Genomic DNA, 17,328 nt, shown 5'->3' with positions numbered 1-17,328 from the left:
GGAGGCTACCGCGCGGCCCGGCCGGCTTCGCTCACGACGCGCTGGAGCGGGATCCCCTCGCGCCGGGCGATGGCTGCGCAGTCGGCAAACTCGGGCTTCACCCGCGAGGTTCCATCGGGAAGCTCGACGCGCTTGGCGCGAACGACCCCCCACGGAGTCTCGAGCTCGCAGGCCTCACGCGCAAGAACCGTTCGCTCACAGGCCCAGCGGCGCACACCGATGGTGGTCGTCTCGAGCAGTATCGCCCGCTCGACGGCGTCGACATCTGCTGCGGCCGCCACCACCTGAAGCTGCCAGGCGGGACGCTCTTTCTTGGTAAACACGGGAACCCAATGCACCTCGCGCGCCCCTGCCTCGCGGACGCGCTCCGCCGCATAGGCGAGCTGCTCTCCCGTCGCGTCGTCGATGTCGCACTCCAGGCGCACGATGCGCTCCGGCGCGTCTGCGCCTATGGTCGGCCCAGCCGCCGGATCCCCCGAAAAGCGCGAAGGACAGCAGGACACGTCCCCCTCCGGAACGGCGCGCCCGTCTGCCGGGAGCTCTTCGATGACCATGGCGCGCAGGATGCTCGGCCGCTCGTAGGCGCGCTTGCCCGCGCCCAAACCCACGCGCTTGACGCAAAAGCGCGCAGGCAGCTCGCGCTCCGCATTGACGGCGGCGACGATGGCGGCGCCCGTAGGGGTCACCAGCTCCCCCTCCACGTCGCAGATGGACAGCGACAGCCCATGCGCCTCGACGATGTTGAGCGTCGCCGGCACCGGCACCGGAATGATGCCGTGCTGGCAACGGATGGTGCCCCGGCCGTCCACGAGCCGCGGCACGATTACCCGGGTCACGTCCAAGTCGTCGAGGCATACCGCGACGGATACGATATCGACGATGGAGTCGACGGCACCCACCTCGTGAAAGTGCACCTCGTCAAGCGCGACGCCGTGCGCCTTGGCTTCGGCATGTGCCAGGATGTCGACCATGCGGTGAGCAAGGTCGCGGGCGCGCGGGGCAAGCTGGCAGGCATCGATCATGCGGTCGAGGTCGCCGGGGGCGCGATGCTCATGGTGGTGATCGTGGCCGTGCGCATGGCCATACCCGTCACCATGGTGAGCGGATCCGTGATGATGGTGCCCAGCCTCGTCATGGCATCCGTGCCCGTGCCCGTGCCCGTGCTCGTGCTCGTGCTCGTGCTCGTGCTCGTGAGCATGCTCCCCCACATGGCTCGAGCCGCCACCGTGGAGATACGCCATGTCGTGATCGTGGTTCTCATGCTCCGCGTCAAGAACCACATCGAAGTCGCAGCAATCAAGCCCCGCCTTGGACACGCGCCCCACTCGCACCTCATAGCCGCCGACAGGCAGGGTCGCGAGCGCGTCGCGCAGCCGGGCCTCGTTGGCGCCCGCATCAATCAGCGCGGCAACGGCCATGTCGCCACTGATGCCGTTTGTGCAATCCAAATAGAGCGTTTTGCCCATAGCGTCTCCTTGCGTCTAATCATGGGGAGGCGGAGGCGGCTCGCACCGCGCCCCCGAGGATCACTCTTCGCGCGCCGGCCCCTCACTCGGCGCATCACGGCGCCCCGGCAAGTGGTTGATGAGGGAGGCCTGGTACGCCGCGCCGAAACCGTTGTCGATGTTTACCACCGAAACGCCGCTCGCGCAGCTGTTCACCATGGCGAGCAGCGTGGTGAGCCCGCCCAGATTTGCCCCGTAGCCGACGCTCGTGGGAACGGCGATCACCGGGCAGCTCGCCAGGCCGCCGACAACGCTCGGCAGGGCCCCCTCCATGCCCGCTACCGCGATGATCACCTGCGCGCGGGCGATGTCCTCCGCATGGCGCAGCAACCGATGGATTCCCGCCACGCCCGCGTCGCTCACCAGTCTCACGCGGTTGCCCATAAAGCGAGCCGTGAGCACGGCCTCGGCCGCCACGGCGTAATCGCTCGTACCTGCCGTAAGCACCAAGATGTCACCGTTGCCGTCGGGCTCGGGAAGCTCCCCCACCACGCCGGCGCGCGCATCGACATCGTACGACATGTCGCATCCGGCCTCGACGAGGGCGTCTGCTTTCCGCTGGTCCAGACGGGTGATGAGAATCCGCCGCTGCCCGGCGGCCTCCATCGCGCGCACGATGCCCGCAATCTGCTCGGCGGTCTTCCCCGCCCCGTAGATCACCTCGGAGACGCCTGTCCTCAGGCCGCGCCCCGTGTCCACCTGGGCGAAGCCGAGGTCCGTCACCGCATCCATATGCACACGATCGACCAGCTCCTGCGGGCTGAGCTTCCCCGCAACGACCGCGTCCGCCAGGGCCTTCAAGTCGGCAGCATCCATTCGATCCCCTTTCAACCGCACCAGACGCTACCACATGAAGTGCACTCCAAGTCACGTTACGAGATGCGGAATCCACAACGGCTGCGCACCATCGGCACACGGGCCTGCTATCCTTCGTTCTCGTACCTACAAATCCCAAGCAGGTTCCGGACACAGAAGGGGCGGCGAATATGGCGTCATACACCAACGGAGCAGCGGGCAACCGTGGCGGACATCACGCCAGGCCCCCGCAGCAAACAGGCCCCGCGCTTTCCATCGCCGCGCTCGCGATGGGCACCCTCGCCATCCCGGCGGGCCTGCGCGTCCATTGGCTGCTGGCGATCGTCGCGGGCGTGGCCGCGATCGCGCTCGGCGCCGTCGCCATTCGCCAGCGTGCGCAGCAGCGGCCGCTCGCCATCGCGGGCATGGCGCTCGGCGTCTTGAACATCGCCGTGTACGTGGCGCTCGTCGCCATGATCGCGTATAACTTCCATCAGTTCACGCTGCTCATGCAGTAGCGCGCCGCCACGGGCAACGGCTTGGCGGCAAGGCCGGCGACGAACTACCAAAACCATCGGGGCAAGAGGCCGCCGCACATCGTGCGGCGGTGCTTGCTTTGCGCCCGACGCCGTCCGACAGCCCGGCGCCTACAGCAGCGCGGCCTCCCACTCGCTCTCCCTGAATCCCACGAGCACGGTGTCTCCCGCCACGATGATGGGGCGCTTCACCAGCATGCCGTCAGTCGCCAGCAGCTCGAAGGCCTCGGCATCGCTCATACCTGCATCGAGCTGAGCCTTCACGCCCAGCTCGCGATACTTCATGCCGCTCGTGTTGAAGAAGCGGCGCACGGGCAGCTCCGAGCGCCCGTGCCAGTCGGCGAGCTCGTCGGCGGTGGGATTGTCCTCGACGATATGGCGGTCTGTATAGGCGACGCCGTGGTCGTCCAGCCACTTCTTTGCCCGCTTGCAGGTGGTGCACTTGGGATATTCAACAAACAGAACGGGTTGCTCGGCAGCCATGCTTGCTCCTTTGTACGCGGTCTTACGCTACGACCATTGTGGCAGATTTCCTGCCGACGCGTACCGGGGTGGGCCAGACGACGGCGCCGATCGCCCTCATGTGTGGCGAAGGGGCGCACGGGGACGCAGATGTCGCATGTAGGACCCAGGCGGACCGCCGACGCGAGCCTACGCCTCGTCTGCGGCGGCGCGGTCGAGCAGGGCCAACGCCTCGTCCTTGGTCTCGACGCCAAGCTTTTCATAGGCGCGCGTGCAGTAGGTGCCCACCGTCGAGCGCGACAAGAACAGCTCCTCGGCAATCTGGGCCTGCGTCCTGCCCGCATACACGCCCATCAAGATGTCGCGCTCGCGGTCGGTGAGGTTGTGCGAGGCAAGCATCCGATCGATCTTGGCAGCGGCCTCCTTAGATAGCCTCCCAGGCGCTGCCGAGGCGGGCGGCGCACCTGCGGCCTGCGAACCGACGGGCACCGCAGGCGAGGCGCCAGCCGAGGAGCCTCCCTTGCGCCCCTTCCGAACCAGATGGACCACCAGCACGATGACCGCTATCATCGCCGCCACGGGCAGGATGACGTTGATGAACAACGTGAACCAGATGACGACCCATTCAAATCCTGTTGGCATCATGGCAAGCTCCTTTCCCGCGCGAGGCCCGAGCCCCTTCATCGCCCTGCCTATCGTGAGTATCCCCCACTCGCCGATATGGCCTTGTCGTTCATCTGCTTGATTTTTGCACTCATTTCCGCAGGTCAATCATGTCGTGCAAAAATGTCTACATGCACGACAGGCGCCTTCTCAGAGCGCGGGGCTAGCGATGGCGCGCATCAAGCTCGCCGGCAAGCTCCTCGATCGTCACCCCGTAGCGCTCGAGCGTCACGAGCAGATGGTAGACGAGGTCCGCCGACTCGTAGCGGATGTGGTCATGGTCGTCGTCCTTGCACGCCATCACCACCTCGGTCGCCTCCTCGGCGACCTTCTTGAGCAGCTTGTCCTCAGGACCGGCGAGCAGGCGCGCGGTATAGCTCTCCTCCGGCGACGCCCCGCGACGCCCGCGAATCACCTCCGCGAGCCCCTTGATGGTCCGGCCGATGTCGCCGTCGTGCACATTTGCCGTACGTTCTCCCATGGTCATGCCCCCAAATGACGAGTCCAACCGATGTCTGCGCTATGCAAGCGCGTTGAAAAAGCAGCTGCGGTTGCCGGTGTGGCACGCCGGTCCGGGCGAGTCGACCTTCACCAGCAGCGTGTCGGCGTCACAGTCGGCATAGACCGCCTTCACCTGCTGCATGTTGCCGCTCGTGGCGCCTTTGTTCCACAGCTCCTTGCGGCTGCGACTCCAGAACCAGGTTGTCCCCGTCTCAAGCGTAAGGCGCAGCGACTCCGCGTTCATCCACGCCACCATGAGCACCTCGCCGGTGTCCCACTGCTGGACCACTGCGGGAATGAGTCCCCGGTCGTCGTATTTCACATCGTCTATGGTCATGTTGAGCTCCTATTCAACGAGTGCACGCCGAACATGCTCGAGCGCGCGTGCGCTACGAGCCGCGCAGGTGTTCCGGATGCCTGCGATTGCCTCGGGCGAGAAGCGAGCATGCCTCGCACGCCGCGCCCGGCAGGCAGAGGGACGGGTCGGACGCCTGGGATGCCCGCGGCCTAGAAGTCAAGCCGCACGGGAATCCCCTGGGCAGCCATGTACTCTTTCACCTCGCGGATGCTGAACGTGCCGAAATGGAACACGCTCGCCGCGAGCACCGCATCCGCCTCGCCCTCGATGATCCCCTCGGCGAAGTGCTCGAGCTCCCCGACGCCGCCCGACGCGATGACGGGGATGGGCACGGCCCGTGCGACCGCACGGGTGAGCGCCAGGTCGAAGCCCTCCTTGGTTCCGTCGCGGTCCATGCTGGTCAGAAGGATCTCGCCCGCGCCGCGGCGCGCCGCCTCCTCCGCCCACGCCACGGCATCGATGCCCGTCGGCGTGCGCCCTCCCGCCAGATATACCTCCCACTTATCCGCGCCGGGAGCACCGGGGGCGCCCACGCGCTTCGCGTCGATCGCAGCCACGACCGCCTGGCTGCCAAACGCGGCGGCGGCCTGCGAGATGAGCGACGGGTCGCGCACCGCGGCAGAGTTGACAGACACCTTGTCGGCACCGGCCGCCACCATCTGCCGCATGCCCGCCAGATCGCGAAATCCGCCCCCCACGGTATAGGGAATCGAAAGCTCCTCTGCGGCGCGCGCCGCCATGTCGATGGTCGTCGCCCGGTCATCGCTCGTCGCCGTGATGTCGAGGAACACCACCTCATCGGCCCCCTCGCGGTCATAGGCGGCGGCAAGTTCAATGGGGTCTCCGGCGTCGCGCAGCGACACGAAGTTCACGCCCTTGACGACGCGCCCGTCTTTCACGTCCAGGCACGGAATGATTCTCTTGGTGAGCACGGCGGCTCCTTCCTGTATGGCCCGTCCGCCAGCCAGGCGCCCCGACACGCTACCTGGTCCTGCGGAACGAATCTCGTTGCAAGCCCATCAAAGGGCGTGCGCGACGGCCCCTGGTCGCTCAGGCGACGCTCGGCGAGGCCAGACGCGCGCATGCCCTACTCGACGGGCGCGGCGGCGAGGGACAGGGCGTCCGCAAGGCCGAAGTTGCCCTCGTAGAGGGCGCGGCCCACGATGCAGCCCTCGATCGCATCGTCGCCCGCAGCGGCAAGCGCGCGGATGTCGTCGAGGGACGACACGCCGCCCGACGCCACCACGGGAAAGCCCGCCCACGACGCCACGCGACGATAGGCGTCGACATCGATGCCCGTCTGCATGCCGTCGCGCGCGATGTCGGTAAACACCAGATGGCGGAATCCCAAGCTGGCAAGCTCGCTCACCACGTCTTCAGCGCTACGCGCCACATCGTCGCGCCAGCCGTTCACCTTCACCTCACCGTCACGGGCGGCGACGTCCGCCACGAGCAGGTCGCCAAACCCCCGTGCCGCGACCTCGGCAAATCCTGGCTCGGTCACGAGCACCGTGCCGAGGGCGATGCGCCTTGCGCCATACCCGGCGAGCTCGTCGATACGCGCGAGCGACCGCACGCCGCCGCCCACGTCGATCGACAGCCCATCAACCTGACATATTGCCTTGATGGCATCGGAGTTTGCCTTGCGGGCGTCCTCGTCTTCCTCAAGGGCAGCCGAGAGATCGACCACGTGCAGCCATGCGGCGCCCTGCTCGGCAAAGGACCGCGCCTGCGCGACGGGGTCATCGGAGTACACCTTGCACCGGGACCTGTCGCCGCGCTCCAGACGAACCACCTTGCCGGCAACCAGGTCGATGGCGGGAAACACGATCATGCTTCCACCTCCCCTGACGCGACAGGGACGCCGCCTGAGGCAGCGGCGGCCCCGGCGGGCACGCCTGCCGCAGGCCCTCCGCCCGTGCTCCGGGCGACGATCCCCACAAAGTTCTCCAGAATCTTGAGCCCGTGTCGCGAAGACTTCTCGGGATGGAACTGGCAGCCAAAGACGTTGTCGCGCCATGTCACCGAAGCGAAGTTTCTCGCATAGTGCGTCCTCGCGGCCACGCACGACGCCTCGACGTCGCCGTCAAGTGCAAAGGAGTGGGTGAAGTAGACGTTTGCCCCCTCGTCGAATCCGGCAAGCAGCGGGCAGGCAGGGCCATCCATGTTGGGATACACCTGGTCCCAGCCGACGTGGGGTATCTTGAGGCGACGCGACGGCAGCAGGGTGCACGACCCCTCGAGCACGCCGAGGCCGCGAACCCAACGGCGCCCATCGGCCTCGAACACGGTCCCTGGGCTCAGCTCGGCGCCATAGGGGTCGGCGGCGAGGACGGCAGGGGCGTCGGCGGGCACCCCCTCGTCGCCTCGGCTAAACAGCAGCTGCTGCCCCAGGCAGATGCCCAAGAAGGGAGCACCCGCGGCGATGGCGTCGAGCACGGCGCCATCCTGCCCGCATTCGTGCATGAAGGTGATGGCGTCATAGAACGAGCCGACTCCGGGCAAGACGAGTCCGTCCGCGCCGCGAATGGCCGCGGGATCGTCGGATGACGCGGCATCGGCGCCGGCACGAGCAAGCCCTCGCACCACGCTCGAAAGGTTTCCCTTGTGGTAGTCGATGACCACGATGTGTGGCGAAGATGCCATGGCCTTCCTTTCTCGGTCAAACGGCAACGGGCGGCGATTCGCGCGAAGCGCCCCGTGCGAAGACGGCGAGCCGACAGCACGCAGGCGCAGCCGGGCATGCCGCGCCGCGGCGTCTCGCGGGCAGGCGAGCGCGCCGCGCGCCAGGTCGTCTAGAGGCTTCCCTTGGTAGACGGCACCCCTACAACGCGCGGGTCCAGCTCGCAGGCGCGCCGCATGGCGCGCCCCACGGCCTTGAACGCCGCCTCGATGATGTGGTGGCTGTTGGCTCCAGCGAGCTCGCGCACGTGCAAGGTCAGACGGGCGTCGCGCGCGAACGCGTAGAAGAACTCCACCGCGAGCTCGGTGTCGAAGTCGCCCACGCGCGGGGTGGGCAGCGGCAGGTCGCAATAGGCCTGGCCGCGTCCCGAAAGGTCCACCACCGCCTGCACGAGCGCCTCATCGAGCGGCACCGCGCAGTCGGCAAAGCGCGTCACGCCCCGCTTCTCGCCCAACGCCTGCGCAAACGCCTGGCCCAAGACGATGCCCGTGTCCTCGACGGTATGGTGGGCGTCGACGTCGGTGTCGCCCAGCGCCTCCACGTGCAGGTCAAACAGGCCATGGCGCGCGAACGCACTCAGCATGTGATCAAAAAACGGCACGCCGGTGGTGATGTCGCAGGCGCCCACGCCGTCGATGTTCACAGTAAGCGTGATGTCGGTCTCGCCCGTAGTGCGCTGAACCGTCACCACGCGCGGCTCGACGCCCGCCTCGGCCGCAGCCGAGACGGCCTCTTCGGCGGCTTTCACGGCGCTCGACTTCTTGTAGATCGTCATGAGCGATCCTCCTTTATGAGCTGGGACAAGGCACGAAGCACCTCGTCGTTCTCTTCAGGCGTTCCCACCGTGATGCGCAGACACCCGGCAAGCCCCGGAGCCGATGAGAAGTCGCGCACCAAGATGGAATATTCGTCACGCAGGCGCTCGCGCACGCGCGCGGCGTCTGGAACGCGCGCCAGCACAAAGTTGCCTTGGCTGGGCCACACTGCAGGCGCCAGGTCTCCCGAGGGGGCGTCGACGTCGGCGAGCAACGTGCGCAGCGCCGCGACCATGCGCTCCCGCTCCGCGCGGATCTGCCGCACCACGGGATCGAACATCACGTCCATGCGAAGTGCCGCCTCGGCGGCCGCCTGGGTGAGCACGTTGACCGAGTAGATCTGGCGGATCGCCGCAAACACATCGATCACATCGGGCGCCGCCACCACATAGCCGCAGCGCACGCCGGCCTCGCCGAACGCCTTCGAAAGCGTGTGAAGCACCACCAGGTTGGGGTGCGAGGGCAGCAGGCACTCGACCGACGATCCCGGGTCGGCAAACTCGATATATGCCTCATCGACCATCACCATGCCTGGGCACGCCTCGCAAACCTGCTCGACCTCGTGGGCGCCCACAAGATTGCCCGTGGGGTTGTTGGGAGAGGTGAGTATCACCATATCCGATCGCGAGGCCGCCTCGAGCGTGCGCGGCATGTCGAGCTCGAAGGTCTCGGGATCGCGCCACACGCGCTTCACCTGCGTCTGGTTCACCGACGCGAAAAACTCGTACTCGCTGAATGCGGGCGGGCAGTTGAGCAGCGTGCGCCCCCGCCCGCCAAACGCCATGATGAAGTTGAAGAGCAGCTCGTCGCCCCCGTTGCCCACGCAGATCTGCCGACGGCTGTGGCCCCCACGAGCCGCGATGAGGTCGCGCAGGCGGTTGGACATGGGGTCGGGATAGCGGTTGAGCGGCGTCGCGGCAAGCGCGTCATCGACCGCGGCGCGCACGGCCGGCGGAGGCGGATAGGTGTTTTCGTTTGCCGAAAGATTGATGCGCGTCTGAGAGAAGGCGGGGTCGTACGGCTCGATCTGCGCAAGATGAGGCTGCACGAGCGCACGCATACGATCGGAAAGCTGCGCCATGTCACGCCTCCCCGTGCAGGGGCTTCCGGCACGCGGAGGCGGACGCGCCGCCGAGACCGCCTGCAGAAGCGACGCCGTCCGATGAGCCCGCACGCGCCGCGGCATCGACGCCGCGGCTCACCGTCTGGACGTCATCGTGCGGCCAGGCAATCTCGGTGAGGTCCGCCCGGGCAAGCGCGTCATAGCTCACCGAGGTCTCGCCCTTCTCGAGCGACCGGCGACGGAGCGCCGCAGAAAGCGCATGCGCCCACAGCCCCTCGCCCTGGGCGAGCGTCTGGGTCGCCGGCGCATCGCGCAGAAGGCCGGTCGGCGTATAGCATATCACCGACGACTTCTTGACGAAATCGTCCACCGACAGCGGGCTCGAGAACACCGCCGTGCCGCCCGTGGGAAGCGTGTGGTTGGGTCCCGCGACGTAGTCGCCCAACGGCTCGGAGCTCCACGCGCCCACGAAGATGGCGCCCGCGTTGCGTATGGACCCGAGAAGCCCCAGCGCGTCCTCGCAGTGCAGCTCCAGATGCTCGGGCGCGATGGTGTTCACCGCGGCCACCGCGGCCGCAAGGTCGGAGGCGACCACGATCACGCCCTCGTTGTCGAGCGACGCGCGCGTGATGTCGGCCCGCGGGCTCTGCGCCACCAACAGGTCGATACCCCGCTCCACCTGGGAGGCAAACGCGGTGTCGCACGTCACCAGATAACACGCGGCAAGCGGGTCGTGCTCGGCTTGCGCCATGAGGTCGGCCGCGACCACCATGGGGTTTGCCGTGGCATCGGCAAGCACGCAGACCTCGCTGGGGCCGGCGACCATATCGATGCCCACATCTCCCGAAACGATCTGCTTCGCAGCGGCGACGAATGCGTTGCCCGGGCCTGTGATCGTGTCGACCTTGGGAATGGACTCCGTTCCATAGGCGAGCGCCGCCACCGCCTGGGCGCCGCCCACCGTATACACCTCGTCCACCCCGGCGACCTTGGCGGCGGCGAGCGTATAGGGCGAGATGCCGCCCGTCACCGGATCGGCGTCCTTTTGGGGCGGGGTGACCATGACGATGCGCGGCACGCCCGCGACCTTGGCGGGAATGGCGTTCATGAGCACGGTCGAAGGGTACTGCGCGCGGCCTCCCGGCACATAGATGCCCGCCGCGGCGACCGGCGTCACCTTCACCCCGAGCATCGTGCCGTCCGCGCGCGTGGTGAACCAGCTCTGCTGGACCTCGCGCTCGTGAAAATCGCGAATCTGGGCGGCAGCCTTCTCGAGCGCCGCACGAAACGCGTCGTCCACGTGGTCGAGCGCGCCCTCGAGCGCGGAGGCGGGAAGCCGGAATGCCTGGACATCGACCCCGTCGAACTCGCGGCAGCATCGACGCACCTCGGCATCCCCCTGCTCGCGAACCGCCTCGACGATGCCGCGAGCCGCCTCGACGATCTCTGCCGGCAGCACCCCCTTACGGGTGAGCTGAGGCGCCTGCAGTCGTTCGCCGGGAGCAAGGGTGATGGTCTTCATGGCAGTTCCCCCTTATGAGAGGCCGCGGGCGCACAGGACGGAGCCGGGCCCGATATGTTCGTTATAGCACGAAAGGGCGCGCGGCCATGACACCGCGCGCCCATCTGTCCACAGAGGGAACTTTATCATGCTAAAGTCTTGCGCTCAACCGAGCGGGCCTCGCCGGCGGGCCATGTGTCCGGCATGTTACAGACGCAAACGAGGCGGCGCTGCGGCGCCGTCTAGCGCTACGAGCTCCGGGGTACGGCTCGCTCCTCTACGAGCGCCGCCAGGCGGTCTCCGAGCTCGCGTACGCGCGGATCCAAGCGCGAAGCGCCGGGATTCACAAAGAAGCGGGCGGTGCACTCCATGATCTCGCCGGTTATGACGAGGTTGTTCTCGCGCAGCGTGGTCCCGGTGGCAGTGATGTCGACGATGCGGTCGGTCATGCCCACTATGGGTCCAAGCTCGATGTTGCCATGGAGCGACACGATGTCGGCGGCGATGCCACGCCTCGCATACCAATCGGCCGCGATGCGGGGATACTTGGTCGCCACGCGCAGCACGCCGCGCCGTGCGTAGGCGCGCTCGGTCGCGTCCCCTTGCCCCGCGGGCTCCGCCTCGATGAAGCGGCATGCCCCGTAGCCCAGGTCGACCAGCTGCAACAGGTCGAGATCTGCCTCGATGAGCGAGTCCCTGCCGCAGAAGCCGCAGTCGGCGCCGCCGCACGCCACAAAGGCCGGGGCGTCGGTGGCGCGCACGATCACATACTCGACCTGGCCAATCGAGCCCGCCCCCTCGCGCGTGTCCTGCGCCGCAACGATAAGGCGTCTTCCGGGATTGCGCAGGCCCGAGACATCGAGCCCCGCGCGCTCGAGCACGTCGATGGTCCCCTCGTTGAGCGACCCTTTGGGAACGGCGATGCGAAGCGGCGTCTGCCCGGCCTTCCCGTCAAAGCGTGCGCACGCAAGGCAGCCGGCCTCCTTTCCCGCAGAAGCCCCCTCGGCGTCGGGAGCCTCGGCCGATGCGCCCGAGACGATGCCGGGCGCGGCCTCATCCGCCCCCTGCAGCGCAGCCTCCAGGCGCTCGAGCGAAAAGGCGAATCCCGCCGCAGGCACATGGGGCACCCCGGCGAACGCGCCGTCGAAAATGGCATCGTAGCGCCCGCCCGACCCAACGGGGTCGGCAAGGCCCTGCGCATAGGCCTTGAACACCAGCCCGGTGTAGTAGTCAAACGAGTTCATGATGGAGAAGTCGAAGGAGAGCGCGTCGCACACGTTGCCGCCCGCCTGCTCGAGCCCGCGCGCCAGGGCGCGAAGCTCGTCGGTGGCCCTCACGTCGACGCCGGCCTCGGTCAGAAGGGCATCAAGGTGCTCCAGCACCTCGATGCCGCCGTGCAGGCGAGGAAGCGCGCTGATCGCGCGCGCCACGCTCGCATCGACATCGCTCTGGGAAATGCGGACGTCGAGCCCCACGAGGTCGTTTGCATGGATGAGCGCCAGGGCATCGCGCGCCAGGGCGGCATCCCCGCAGCGCCCCAGCAGCTCCATGAAGGGACGGGCACTGCCGCACACGACGCGCCAGCCGGGCAACCCGAGCCGCTGCATGACCTGCGCCACGAGCGAGACCATCTCGATATCGCCCTCCGCTCCGCCCTCTCCGATAAGCTCGAAGCCCAGCTGGGTGAACTGCCTCGCCACGCCCGCGAAGCGCGCCTGGTGGCGCACGACGGGGGCCTCATAGCGCAGGCGAATGGGAAGGGGCGTCGAGCGCATGCGCGACGTCACCATCCGAACAATGGACAGCGTGTTGTCCGGGCGAACCACCAGGAGGCGGCCATCGTCGTCAAACAGCTTGAACGGGGTGTCGGCAACGCGCCCGGCACCCTCGAGCTCGGCCTTGTCCTCCAAAAGCGGCGTCTCGACCGGCAGGTAGCCACCCTCCTTGAAACAGGACTTCACGGTGTCGGCGATTGCCTCGCGCGCAGCCGCCTCTTCGGGCATGATGTCGCGAAACCCCCATGGCGTTGCCTTCATAGCATCCTCCCTCGGGCCCGCTCCATGGCCCTATCGTAGCGCGCCGCGAGGCGGCAGGGCCGTCCCGCGGCGGGTGAAGTCATTCGTCGCCGATATCCGTCGAACCTGGCGCCTTGCGCAAAAACGAATGCGCCCGGCAAGCGTTCGAACGCACGTGCGCGACACGCCGTCGTCTCCGCGCGAGGCGGCACGTCGAGGCCACGGCATCGGCAGCATCGGCGTTAGCACTTTATCATACTAGAGTACCCAAGCGTCTCGAGCGCGTGCATATTCCAAGGTGTAACGTTCTCGGCAGACACGCGTGCCTCACGCGAATCGCGTGCGCGCCGCCCACGGCGAACGCCGGGGCGCCTCATTTCGAAGGTGGCCGCTGCCTGGGGTCTCGTCTATACTGGAGCGCATGAACGACACCCGGCCGACATCCTCGACGTCTCCGGCGCGGCGCGCCGCCCTGTACGGGGCGCTCACGGCGCTGGCGCTCGTTGCCGGCTACCTCGAGATGCTCGTGCCGCTACCCGTCACCGTGCCCGGGGTGAAGCTGGGCCTCGGCAACGTCGTCGTGCTCTTCGCGCTCGAGCGCCTCGGCGCTCGACCGGCGGCGTTTCTCATGCTCGCCAAGGTTACCTGCTCGACCATCCTGTTCGCCAACCCCCAGACGTTTGTGTTCAGCCTCGCCGGCGGCGCCCTTTCGTGGGCGGTCATGGCACTTGCCCATAAAAGCGGGCTATTCTCAACGATCGCCACATCCGTCCTCGGCGGCATCGCCCACAACGCCGGTCAGCTCATCATGGTCGCGCTGCTGCTGTCGCCCCAGGTTGCCCTGGTAAACGCGCCGGTGCTTGCCCTCTCGGGAGTCATCTGCGGCGCCGCCATCGGCGTTGCCGTACGCAGCCTCGTCGCCGCCGTTCCACAGGGAGGACCACGTGCCTAGACAGACGTCCCGCACTCCCATGCTCTCGCGCCGCGGTCTTCTTGCAGGAGGAGCGGGCCTTGTCATGGCGGCGCTCGCCGCTGGATGCTCGTCCCAGGATGCAACAGGCGGGGACTCGGGACAAGAGCCCGCAACGAGCTCGACCTTCGCCTTCGACACCTACTGCACCTTTACGGTCTATGCCGACGCGACGGCCCCCGCCCTGCTTGCCCGCGAATGCGCACGGTACGACGGACTCTTCGACTTATATAGCGACGAGAGCGACATCGCCCGCGTCAACGCCGCCGGCGGGGCGCCGACAGAGGTTGACCCCGACACGGCCGACATTGTGCGTCAGGCGCTCGCCTGGTGTGAGCAGGCGGACGGGCTTTTTGACATAACCATCGGCGCCGTCTCCACCCTTTGGGACTTCGAGGAGGGCATCCGCCCCGACGACGACGCGATTGCAGAAGCCCTGACACATGTGGGGTGGCGTGGCGTCGCGGTCGACGACACCGACCCCGAACATCCCACCATCACGCTGGCGGACCCCTTGGCGAAACTCGACCTGGGGGGCATCGCCAAGGGATACATCGCCGACCGGCTCTGTCGCACCCTGGGAGAAGAGACCTCCGCCACAGCCGCCGCGCTCTCGCTGGGCGGCAACATCGCCTATTTTGGATCAAAGCCCGACGGCTCGCCATGGGAAACAGGCATTCGCGACCCCAACGACCCCGGCGGGTCCACCTTGGTGGGGACCGCGAGCACCAGCGGCGGCTCGCTCGTAACGAGCGGGCTGTATGAGCGCACCTTCACCTTGGACGGTGCGACCTATTGGCACATCTTGGATCCGCGTACGGGCATGCCGGTAGAAACCGACATTGCGAGCGTCACCGTGTGCTGCCCCTCGTCCACCCAGGCGGACGCGCTTTCGACCACGCTCTTTGTGGCAGGCAGCGCCCGGGCCTCGCAACTTGTCGACGCCTACGACGATACGGCAGCCTACTTCGTGCTGCGCGACGACTCCACCGCGGAGAGCTCGCGCTGGCAGGACCTTACCGACTTCGCCGCGGCATAGCGGCCCCACACGGCGTGATGGCGGCACCGCAGCGCATCGAGGCGGGCATGGACGCCCGCGCCGAGGCTCCCGACATGCCACGGGCAGCCCTTTACAGAGAAGCCATGCTGTCTCGCGGCGCGAAAACCTACGTGTGGTCAAAATAGCCGCTGATGTAGCAATTCGACGCTTCAGACGCGGTGCTGTATATATTATTAACACTCTATTGGGCTCAAATCGGCACGCCGGACAGCCCTCCCGCCTCCCAGGGCAAGCCAAATAGCTGCCCCGGGTTCCAAAAACCAGGCGCAATCGACGGAAAATTGCTATATCGAGCACCTTTTTGACCACTCGTCTTGAAAGCAATCGGTCGGAGATGCCGAGCTTGCCCGTTTTGATACATCTAACGGGCAATAATATGCAGTTACGATTGAACGCCACATGATGCCGCCACGCTGGGCATAGCGTCTCGCGAGGCCCTTAGAACTCTCCGACCATGCGGACCTCGGGCTCGAGCTCCACGCCAAACTGGTCGCGAACCTCGTCCTGCACATGCTTGATGAGCTCGCGCACGTCCGCCGCGGTGGCGCCGCCCGTGTTGACCACGAAGCCGCAATGTTTGGTCGATACCTGCGCGCCGCCCACCGAGGCGCCGCGCAGCCCGGCATCCATGATGAGCTTGCCGGCGAAGTAGCCCTCGGGACGCTTGAAGGTAGACCCGGCAGAGGGCATATCGAGCGGCTGCTTCTCTTCGCGCCGGCGGGCGTAGTCATCCATGGCGGCGCGAATCTGGGCAGAGTTGCCCGGTGCAAGCGCAAACGTCGCCGAGAGCACAACGAGGCCATCCGACGCCACGCGGCTCTTCCTGTATCCAAGCCCCAGCTCGTCACGGGAGAAGGTGCGGACCGTGCCCTTCAAGCGCGCATGGTCGCCGTCGGGGCCACCGGGCACGTACGCGCAGACCGATTCGAGCACATCGCCCGTGCATCCGTCGTATGCCCCCGCGTTCATGAAGCAGGCCCCGCCCACCGTGGCAGGAATGCCCCACAGGGGCTCCATGCCCGAGAGCCCCGCGTCGGCCGCGGCGATGGCGACGTCTTTGAGCAGGGCCCCGGCCTGCGCGATAACGCGCGTCCCCTCGACACGAGCCTTGCTCAGGTTGTCGCGCATAAGCACGACGACGCCGCGAATGCCGCGATCGCCCACAAGCAGGTCGCTGCCGTTGCCCACCACCGTCACCGGAACGCCGGCGATCGCGCATACGTCGAGCGCGCGGGCCGCGGCCTCCTCTGTGCGGGGCGTCACGAGCACGTCCGCGGGGCCGCCGATTTTGAAGGTGGTATGGGCGCTCATGGGCTCGACCATCGCGACCTCGTCCTCACCCACCGCGGCAGCCAGCGTGCAGATGACGTCCTCGTTAAAGCTGTCGTACTCGTGCATGAAAACCGCCTCACATACCTCTATAGCGAAAGCGAAGCGTCAACCCGCCCGGGCGCACCCGTCAGGCTCGTCTTCGCGGCAAACATTCCCCAAGACTATACCCGATGCCCCGCCGCGCAAACGGCGCGCCCGGGCCCGCGGGCAGACGTGTCGCCTCGGCCGTCTTTCCCACTTGGAATATCGACATGACAAAAGGAGAAGGCCCTGGCAACGTGAACCTTCGAATCGTCGCTGTTCACCAGTGCGCAAAAGCGCTATAGTGACCTCGCACAGTTTCAGGGTTGGGTGAAATTCCCTACCGGCGGTAACTGGCGGGCCGGCATGACGACCGGCCTCACGCGGCGGCTCCACGCAGCGCCGCGCAGCCAGAAGCCCGCGACCCGCATCAAGCGGTTGATCCGGTGAGAATCCGGGGCCGACGGTACAGTCCGGATGGAAGAAACGGAGGCTTCTTCACATGAACACATCCATCAACACCAAGAACATCGCGCTGGCGGCCCTCTTCACCGCGGCATCGTTGCTGCTGAGCTTCATCCAGATTCCCATCTTCCCGGCAGCTCCCTGGCTTATGTATGACCCCTCGGGCATCGTCTGTCTCATCGCCGCGCTTGCTTTCGGCCCCAAGCTGGGCGCTGCGGTCGCCATCATCTCCTGGCTTCCGCGCGTCTTTCTCGACCCCTTCGGGGCTCCTATGGGAATGGCTTCCACCTGCGCGTTTGTAATTCCCGCCGCACTCATCTATATCCGCGGGCATCGTTCGCGCGCCGCGTCGGTCACCGGCATGGTGACGGGTGCCGTCGTCTCGGTGGCGGTCGCATGCGTGCTCAACCTGTTTGTGACGCCGCTGTACACCGCGGTGAGCATGATGGACGTGGTCGCCATGATCGTGCCCATCCTCATCCCGTTCAACGTGCTCAAGATGGTCATCAACACCGTCGCCGGACAAGTTCTGCTTGCGCCCTGCATGAATGCGCTCAAGGTGGAGCGAGGCGACGCATAGGGC

General features: G+C 67.0%; 18 protein-coding genes and 1 riboswitch. Of the genes, 4 read left to right on the top strand and 14 right to left on the bottom strand.

Annotated elements, in window-relative coordinates; genetic code table 11:
• Nucleotides 1-5: 5 nt before the first annotated feature.
• Together H6A15_RS06095 and larB are read right to left on the bottom strand one after the other, a co-directional pair.
• Nucleotides 6-1,466: a LarC family nickel insertion protein gene (locus tag H6A15_RS06095; protein WP_204672864.1), complete on the bottom strand. Its 1,461-nt coding sequence runs from the start codon at nucleotides 1,464-1,466 to the stop codon at nucleotides 6-8.
• 60 nt (nucleotides 1,467-1,526) lie between these two features.
• On the bottom strand, nucleotides 1,527-2,321 hold the full coding sequence (gene larB / locus H6A15_RS06090; protein WP_204672863.1) for a nickel pincer cofactor biosynthesis protein LarB: 795 nt from the start codon (nucleotides 2,319-2,321) through the stop codon (nucleotides 1,527-1,529).
• Between the two features lie 170 nt (nucleotides 2,322-2,491).
• Between larB and H6A15_RS06085 the strand changes: the two genes are divergently transcribed.
• A complete protein-coding gene (locus H6A15_RS06085; protein ID WP_204672862.1) occupies nucleotides 2,492-2,818 on the top strand; it encodes a hypothetical protein in 327 nt (108 codons plus the stop codon).
• 129 nt (nucleotides 2,819-2,947) lie between these two features.
• Here H6A15_RS06085 and H6A15_RS06080 read toward each other — a convergent pair whose 3' ends face one another.
• The 11 genes from H6A15_RS06080 to hisG form a co-directional block, all read right to left on the bottom strand.
• The gene (locus tag H6A15_RS06080) at nucleotides 2,948-3,319 is read right to left on the bottom strand and encodes an arsenate reductase family protein (RefSeq protein WP_204672861.1); all 372 of its coding nucleotides are present in this window, start codon (nucleotides 3,317-3,319) and stop codon (nucleotides 2,948-2,950) included.
• Nucleotides 3,320-3,487: 168 nt separating this feature from the next.
• On the bottom strand, nucleotides 3,488-3,943 hold the full coding sequence (locus H6A15_RS06075) for a response regulator transcription factor (RefSeq protein ID WP_204672860.1): 456 nt from the start codon (nucleotides 3,941-3,943) through the stop codon (nucleotides 3,488-3,490).
• A 181-nt stretch (nucleotides 3,944-4,124) separates the two neighbouring features.
• Entirely contained in the window at nucleotides 4,125-4,448 is a 324-nt protein-coding gene (hisE, locus tag H6A15_RS06070; RefSeq protein WP_239462406.1) for a phosphoribosyl-ATP diphosphatase, read from the bottom strand.
• Nucleotides 4,449-4,481: 33 nt separating this feature from the next.
• On the bottom strand, nucleotides 4,482-4,799 hold the full coding sequence (gene hisI / locus H6A15_RS06065; RefSeq protein ID WP_204672859.1) for a phosphoribosyl-AMP cyclohydrolase: 318 nt from the start codon (nucleotides 4,797-4,799) through the stop codon (nucleotides 4,482-4,484).
• A 170-nt stretch (nucleotides 4,800-4,969) separates the two neighbouring features.
• Nucleotides 4,970-5,752, bottom strand: a complete 783-nt coding sequence (gene hisF / locus H6A15_RS06060) for an imidazole glycerol phosphate synthase subunit HisF (RefSeq protein ID WP_204672858.1) — start codon at nucleotides 5,750-5,752, stop codon at nucleotides 4,970-4,972.
• Nucleotides 5,753-5,907: 155 nt separating this feature from the next.
• Entirely contained in the window at nucleotides 5,908-6,654 is a 747-nt protein-coding gene (locus tag H6A15_RS06055) for a HisA/HisF-related TIM barrel protein (protein WP_204672857.1), read from the bottom strand.
• Nucleotides 6,651-7,466 carry a glutamine amidotransferase-related protein gene (locus tag H6A15_RS06050; RefSeq protein WP_204672856.1) on the bottom strand — a complete coding sequence of 272 codons (816 nt, stop codon included), beginning with the start codon at nucleotides 7,464-7,466 and terminating at the stop codon, nucleotides 6,651-6,653. The genes H6A15_RS06055 and H6A15_RS06050 overlap by 4 nt, the downstream gene beginning before the upstream one ends.
• Before the next feature lie 149 nt (nucleotides 7,467-7,615).
• The gene (gene hisB / locus H6A15_RS06045) at nucleotides 7,616-8,278 is read right to left on the bottom strand and encodes an imidazoleglycerol-phosphate dehydratase HisB (RefSeq protein ID WP_204672855.1); all 663 of its coding nucleotides are present in this window, start codon (nucleotides 8,276-8,278) and stop codon (nucleotides 7,616-7,618) included.
• Entirely contained in the window at nucleotides 8,275-9,399 is a 1,125-nt protein-coding gene (gene hisC / locus H6A15_RS06040; RefSeq protein ID WP_204672854.1) for a histidinol-phosphate transaminase, read from the bottom strand. Before hisC ends, hisB begins: the two co-directional genes overlap by 4 nt.
• Before the next feature lies 1 nt (nucleotide 9,400).
• Nucleotides 9,401-10,903 (bottom strand): histidinol dehydrogenase, encoded by a 1,503-nt coding sequence (gene hisD, locus H6A15_RS06035; protein WP_204672853.1) that lies wholly within the window; start codon nucleotides 10,901-10,903, stop codon nucleotides 9,401-9,403.
• A 227-nt stretch (nucleotides 10,904-11,130) separates the two neighbouring features.
• Complete coding sequence (gene hisG, locus H6A15_RS06030) at nucleotides 11,131-12,918, bottom strand: ATP phosphoribosyltransferase (RefSeq protein WP_204672852.1); 1,788 nt, start codon at nucleotides 12,916-12,918, stop codon at nucleotides 11,131-11,133.
• Nucleotides 12,919-13,318: 400 nt separating this feature from the next.
• Between hisG and H6A15_RS06025 the strand changes: the two genes are divergently transcribed.
• On the top strand, nucleotides 13,319-13,849 hold the full coding sequence (locus H6A15_RS06025; protein ID WP_204672851.1) for a Gx transporter family protein: 531 nt from the start codon (nucleotides 13,319-13,321) through the stop codon (nucleotides 13,847-13,849).
• The gene (locus H6A15_RS06020) at nucleotides 13,842-14,906 is read left to right on the top strand and encodes an FAD:protein FMN transferase (RefSeq protein ID WP_342635823.1); all 1,065 of its coding nucleotides are present in this window, start codon (nucleotides 13,842-13,844) and stop codon (nucleotides 14,904-14,906) included. Before H6A15_RS06025 ends, H6A15_RS06020 begins: the two co-directional genes overlap by 8 nt.
• A gap of 459 nt (nucleotides 14,907-15,365) precedes the next feature.
• On the opposite strand, the gene murB is transcribed toward H6A15_RS06020, so the two are convergent.
• Nucleotides 15,366-16,325, bottom strand: a complete 960-nt coding sequence (murB, locus tag H6A15_RS06015) for a UDP-N-acetylmuramate dehydrogenase (RefSeq protein ID WP_204672850.1) — start codon at nucleotides 16,323-16,325, stop codon at nucleotides 15,366-15,368.
• A 267-nt stretch (nucleotides 16,326-16,592) separates the two neighbouring features.
• A riboswitch (FMN riboswitch) is annotated at nucleotides 16,593-16,773 on the top strand.
• 9 nt (nucleotides 16,774-16,782) lie between these two features.
• Here murB and H6A15_RS06010 point away from each other — a divergent pair.
• Nucleotides 16,783-17,325: an ECF transporter S component gene (locus tag H6A15_RS06010; protein WP_204672849.1), complete on the top strand. Its 543-nt coding sequence runs from the start codon at nucleotides 16,783-16,785 to the stop codon at nucleotides 17,323-17,325.
• Nucleotides 17,326-17,328: the final 3 nt, after the last annotated feature.

This window comes from Enorma phocaeensis (genome assembly GCF_016901575.1).
Taxonomy (GTDB): domain Bacteria; phylum Actinomycetota; class Coriobacteriia; order Coriobacteriales; family Coriobacteriaceae; genus Limicola; species Limicola phocaeensis_A.
This window is presented reverse-complemented; position numbering and strand designations above follow the sequence as displayed.

Coding starts and splice junctions, on each gene's coding strand:
- H6A15_RS06050 (WP_204672856.1), bottom strand. CDS start 7,466: ATGGCATCTTCGCCACACATCGTGGTCATCGACTACCACAAGGGAAAC.
- larB (WP_204672863.1), bottom strand. CDS start 2,321: ATGGATGCTGCCGACTTGAAGGCCCTGGCGGACGCGGTCGTTGCGGGG.
- hisE (WP_239462406.1), bottom strand. CDS start 4,448: ATGACCATGGGAGAACGTACGGCAAATGTGCACGACGGCGACATCGGC.
- H6A15_RS06080 (WP_204672861.1), bottom strand. CDS start 3,319: ATGGCTGCCGAGCAACCCGTTCTGTTTGTTGAATATCCCAAGTGCACC.
- H6A15_RS06085 (WP_204672862.1), top strand. CDS start 2,492: ATGGCGTCATACACCAACGGAGCAGCGGGCAACCGTGGCGGACATCAC.
- murB (WP_204672850.1), bottom strand. CDS start 16,325: ATGCACGAGTACGACAGCTTTAACGAGGACGTCATCTGCACGCTGGCT.
- H6A15_RS06075 (WP_204672860.1), bottom strand. CDS start 3,943: ATGATGCCAACAGGATTTGAATGGGTCGTCATCTGGTTCACGTTGTTC.
- hisB (WP_204672855.1), bottom strand. CDS start 8,278: ATGACGATCTACAAGAAGTCGAGCGCCGTGAAAGCCGCCGAAGAGGCC.
- hisD (WP_204672853.1), bottom strand. CDS start 10,903: ATGAAGACCATCACCCTTGCTCCCGGCGAACGACTGCAGGCGCCTCAG.
- H6A15_RS06025 (WP_204672851.1), top strand. CDS start 13,319: ATGAACGACACCCGGCCGACATCCTCGACGTCTCCGGCGCGGCGCGCC.
- hisC (WP_204672854.1), bottom strand. CDS start 9,399: ATGGCGCAGCTTTCCGATCGTATGCGTGCGCTCGTGCAGCCTCATCTT.
- hisI (WP_204672859.1), bottom strand. CDS start 4,799: ATGACCATAGACGATGTGAAATACGACGACCGGGGACTCATTCCCGCA.
- H6A15_RS06055 (WP_204672857.1), bottom strand. CDS start 6,654: ATGATCGTGTTTCCCGCCATCGACCTGGTTGCCGGCAAGGTGGTTCGT.
- hisG (WP_204672852.1), bottom strand. CDS start 12,918: ATGAAGGCAACGCCATGGGGGTTTCGCGACATCATGCCCGAAGAGGCG.
- H6A15_RS06010 (WP_204672849.1), top strand. CDS start 16,783: ATGAACACATCCATCAACACCAAGAACATCGCGCTGGCGGCCCTCTTC.
- H6A15_RS06095 (WP_204672864.1), bottom strand. CDS start 1,466: ATGGGCAAAACGCTCTATTTGGATTGCACAAACGGCATCAGTGGCGAC.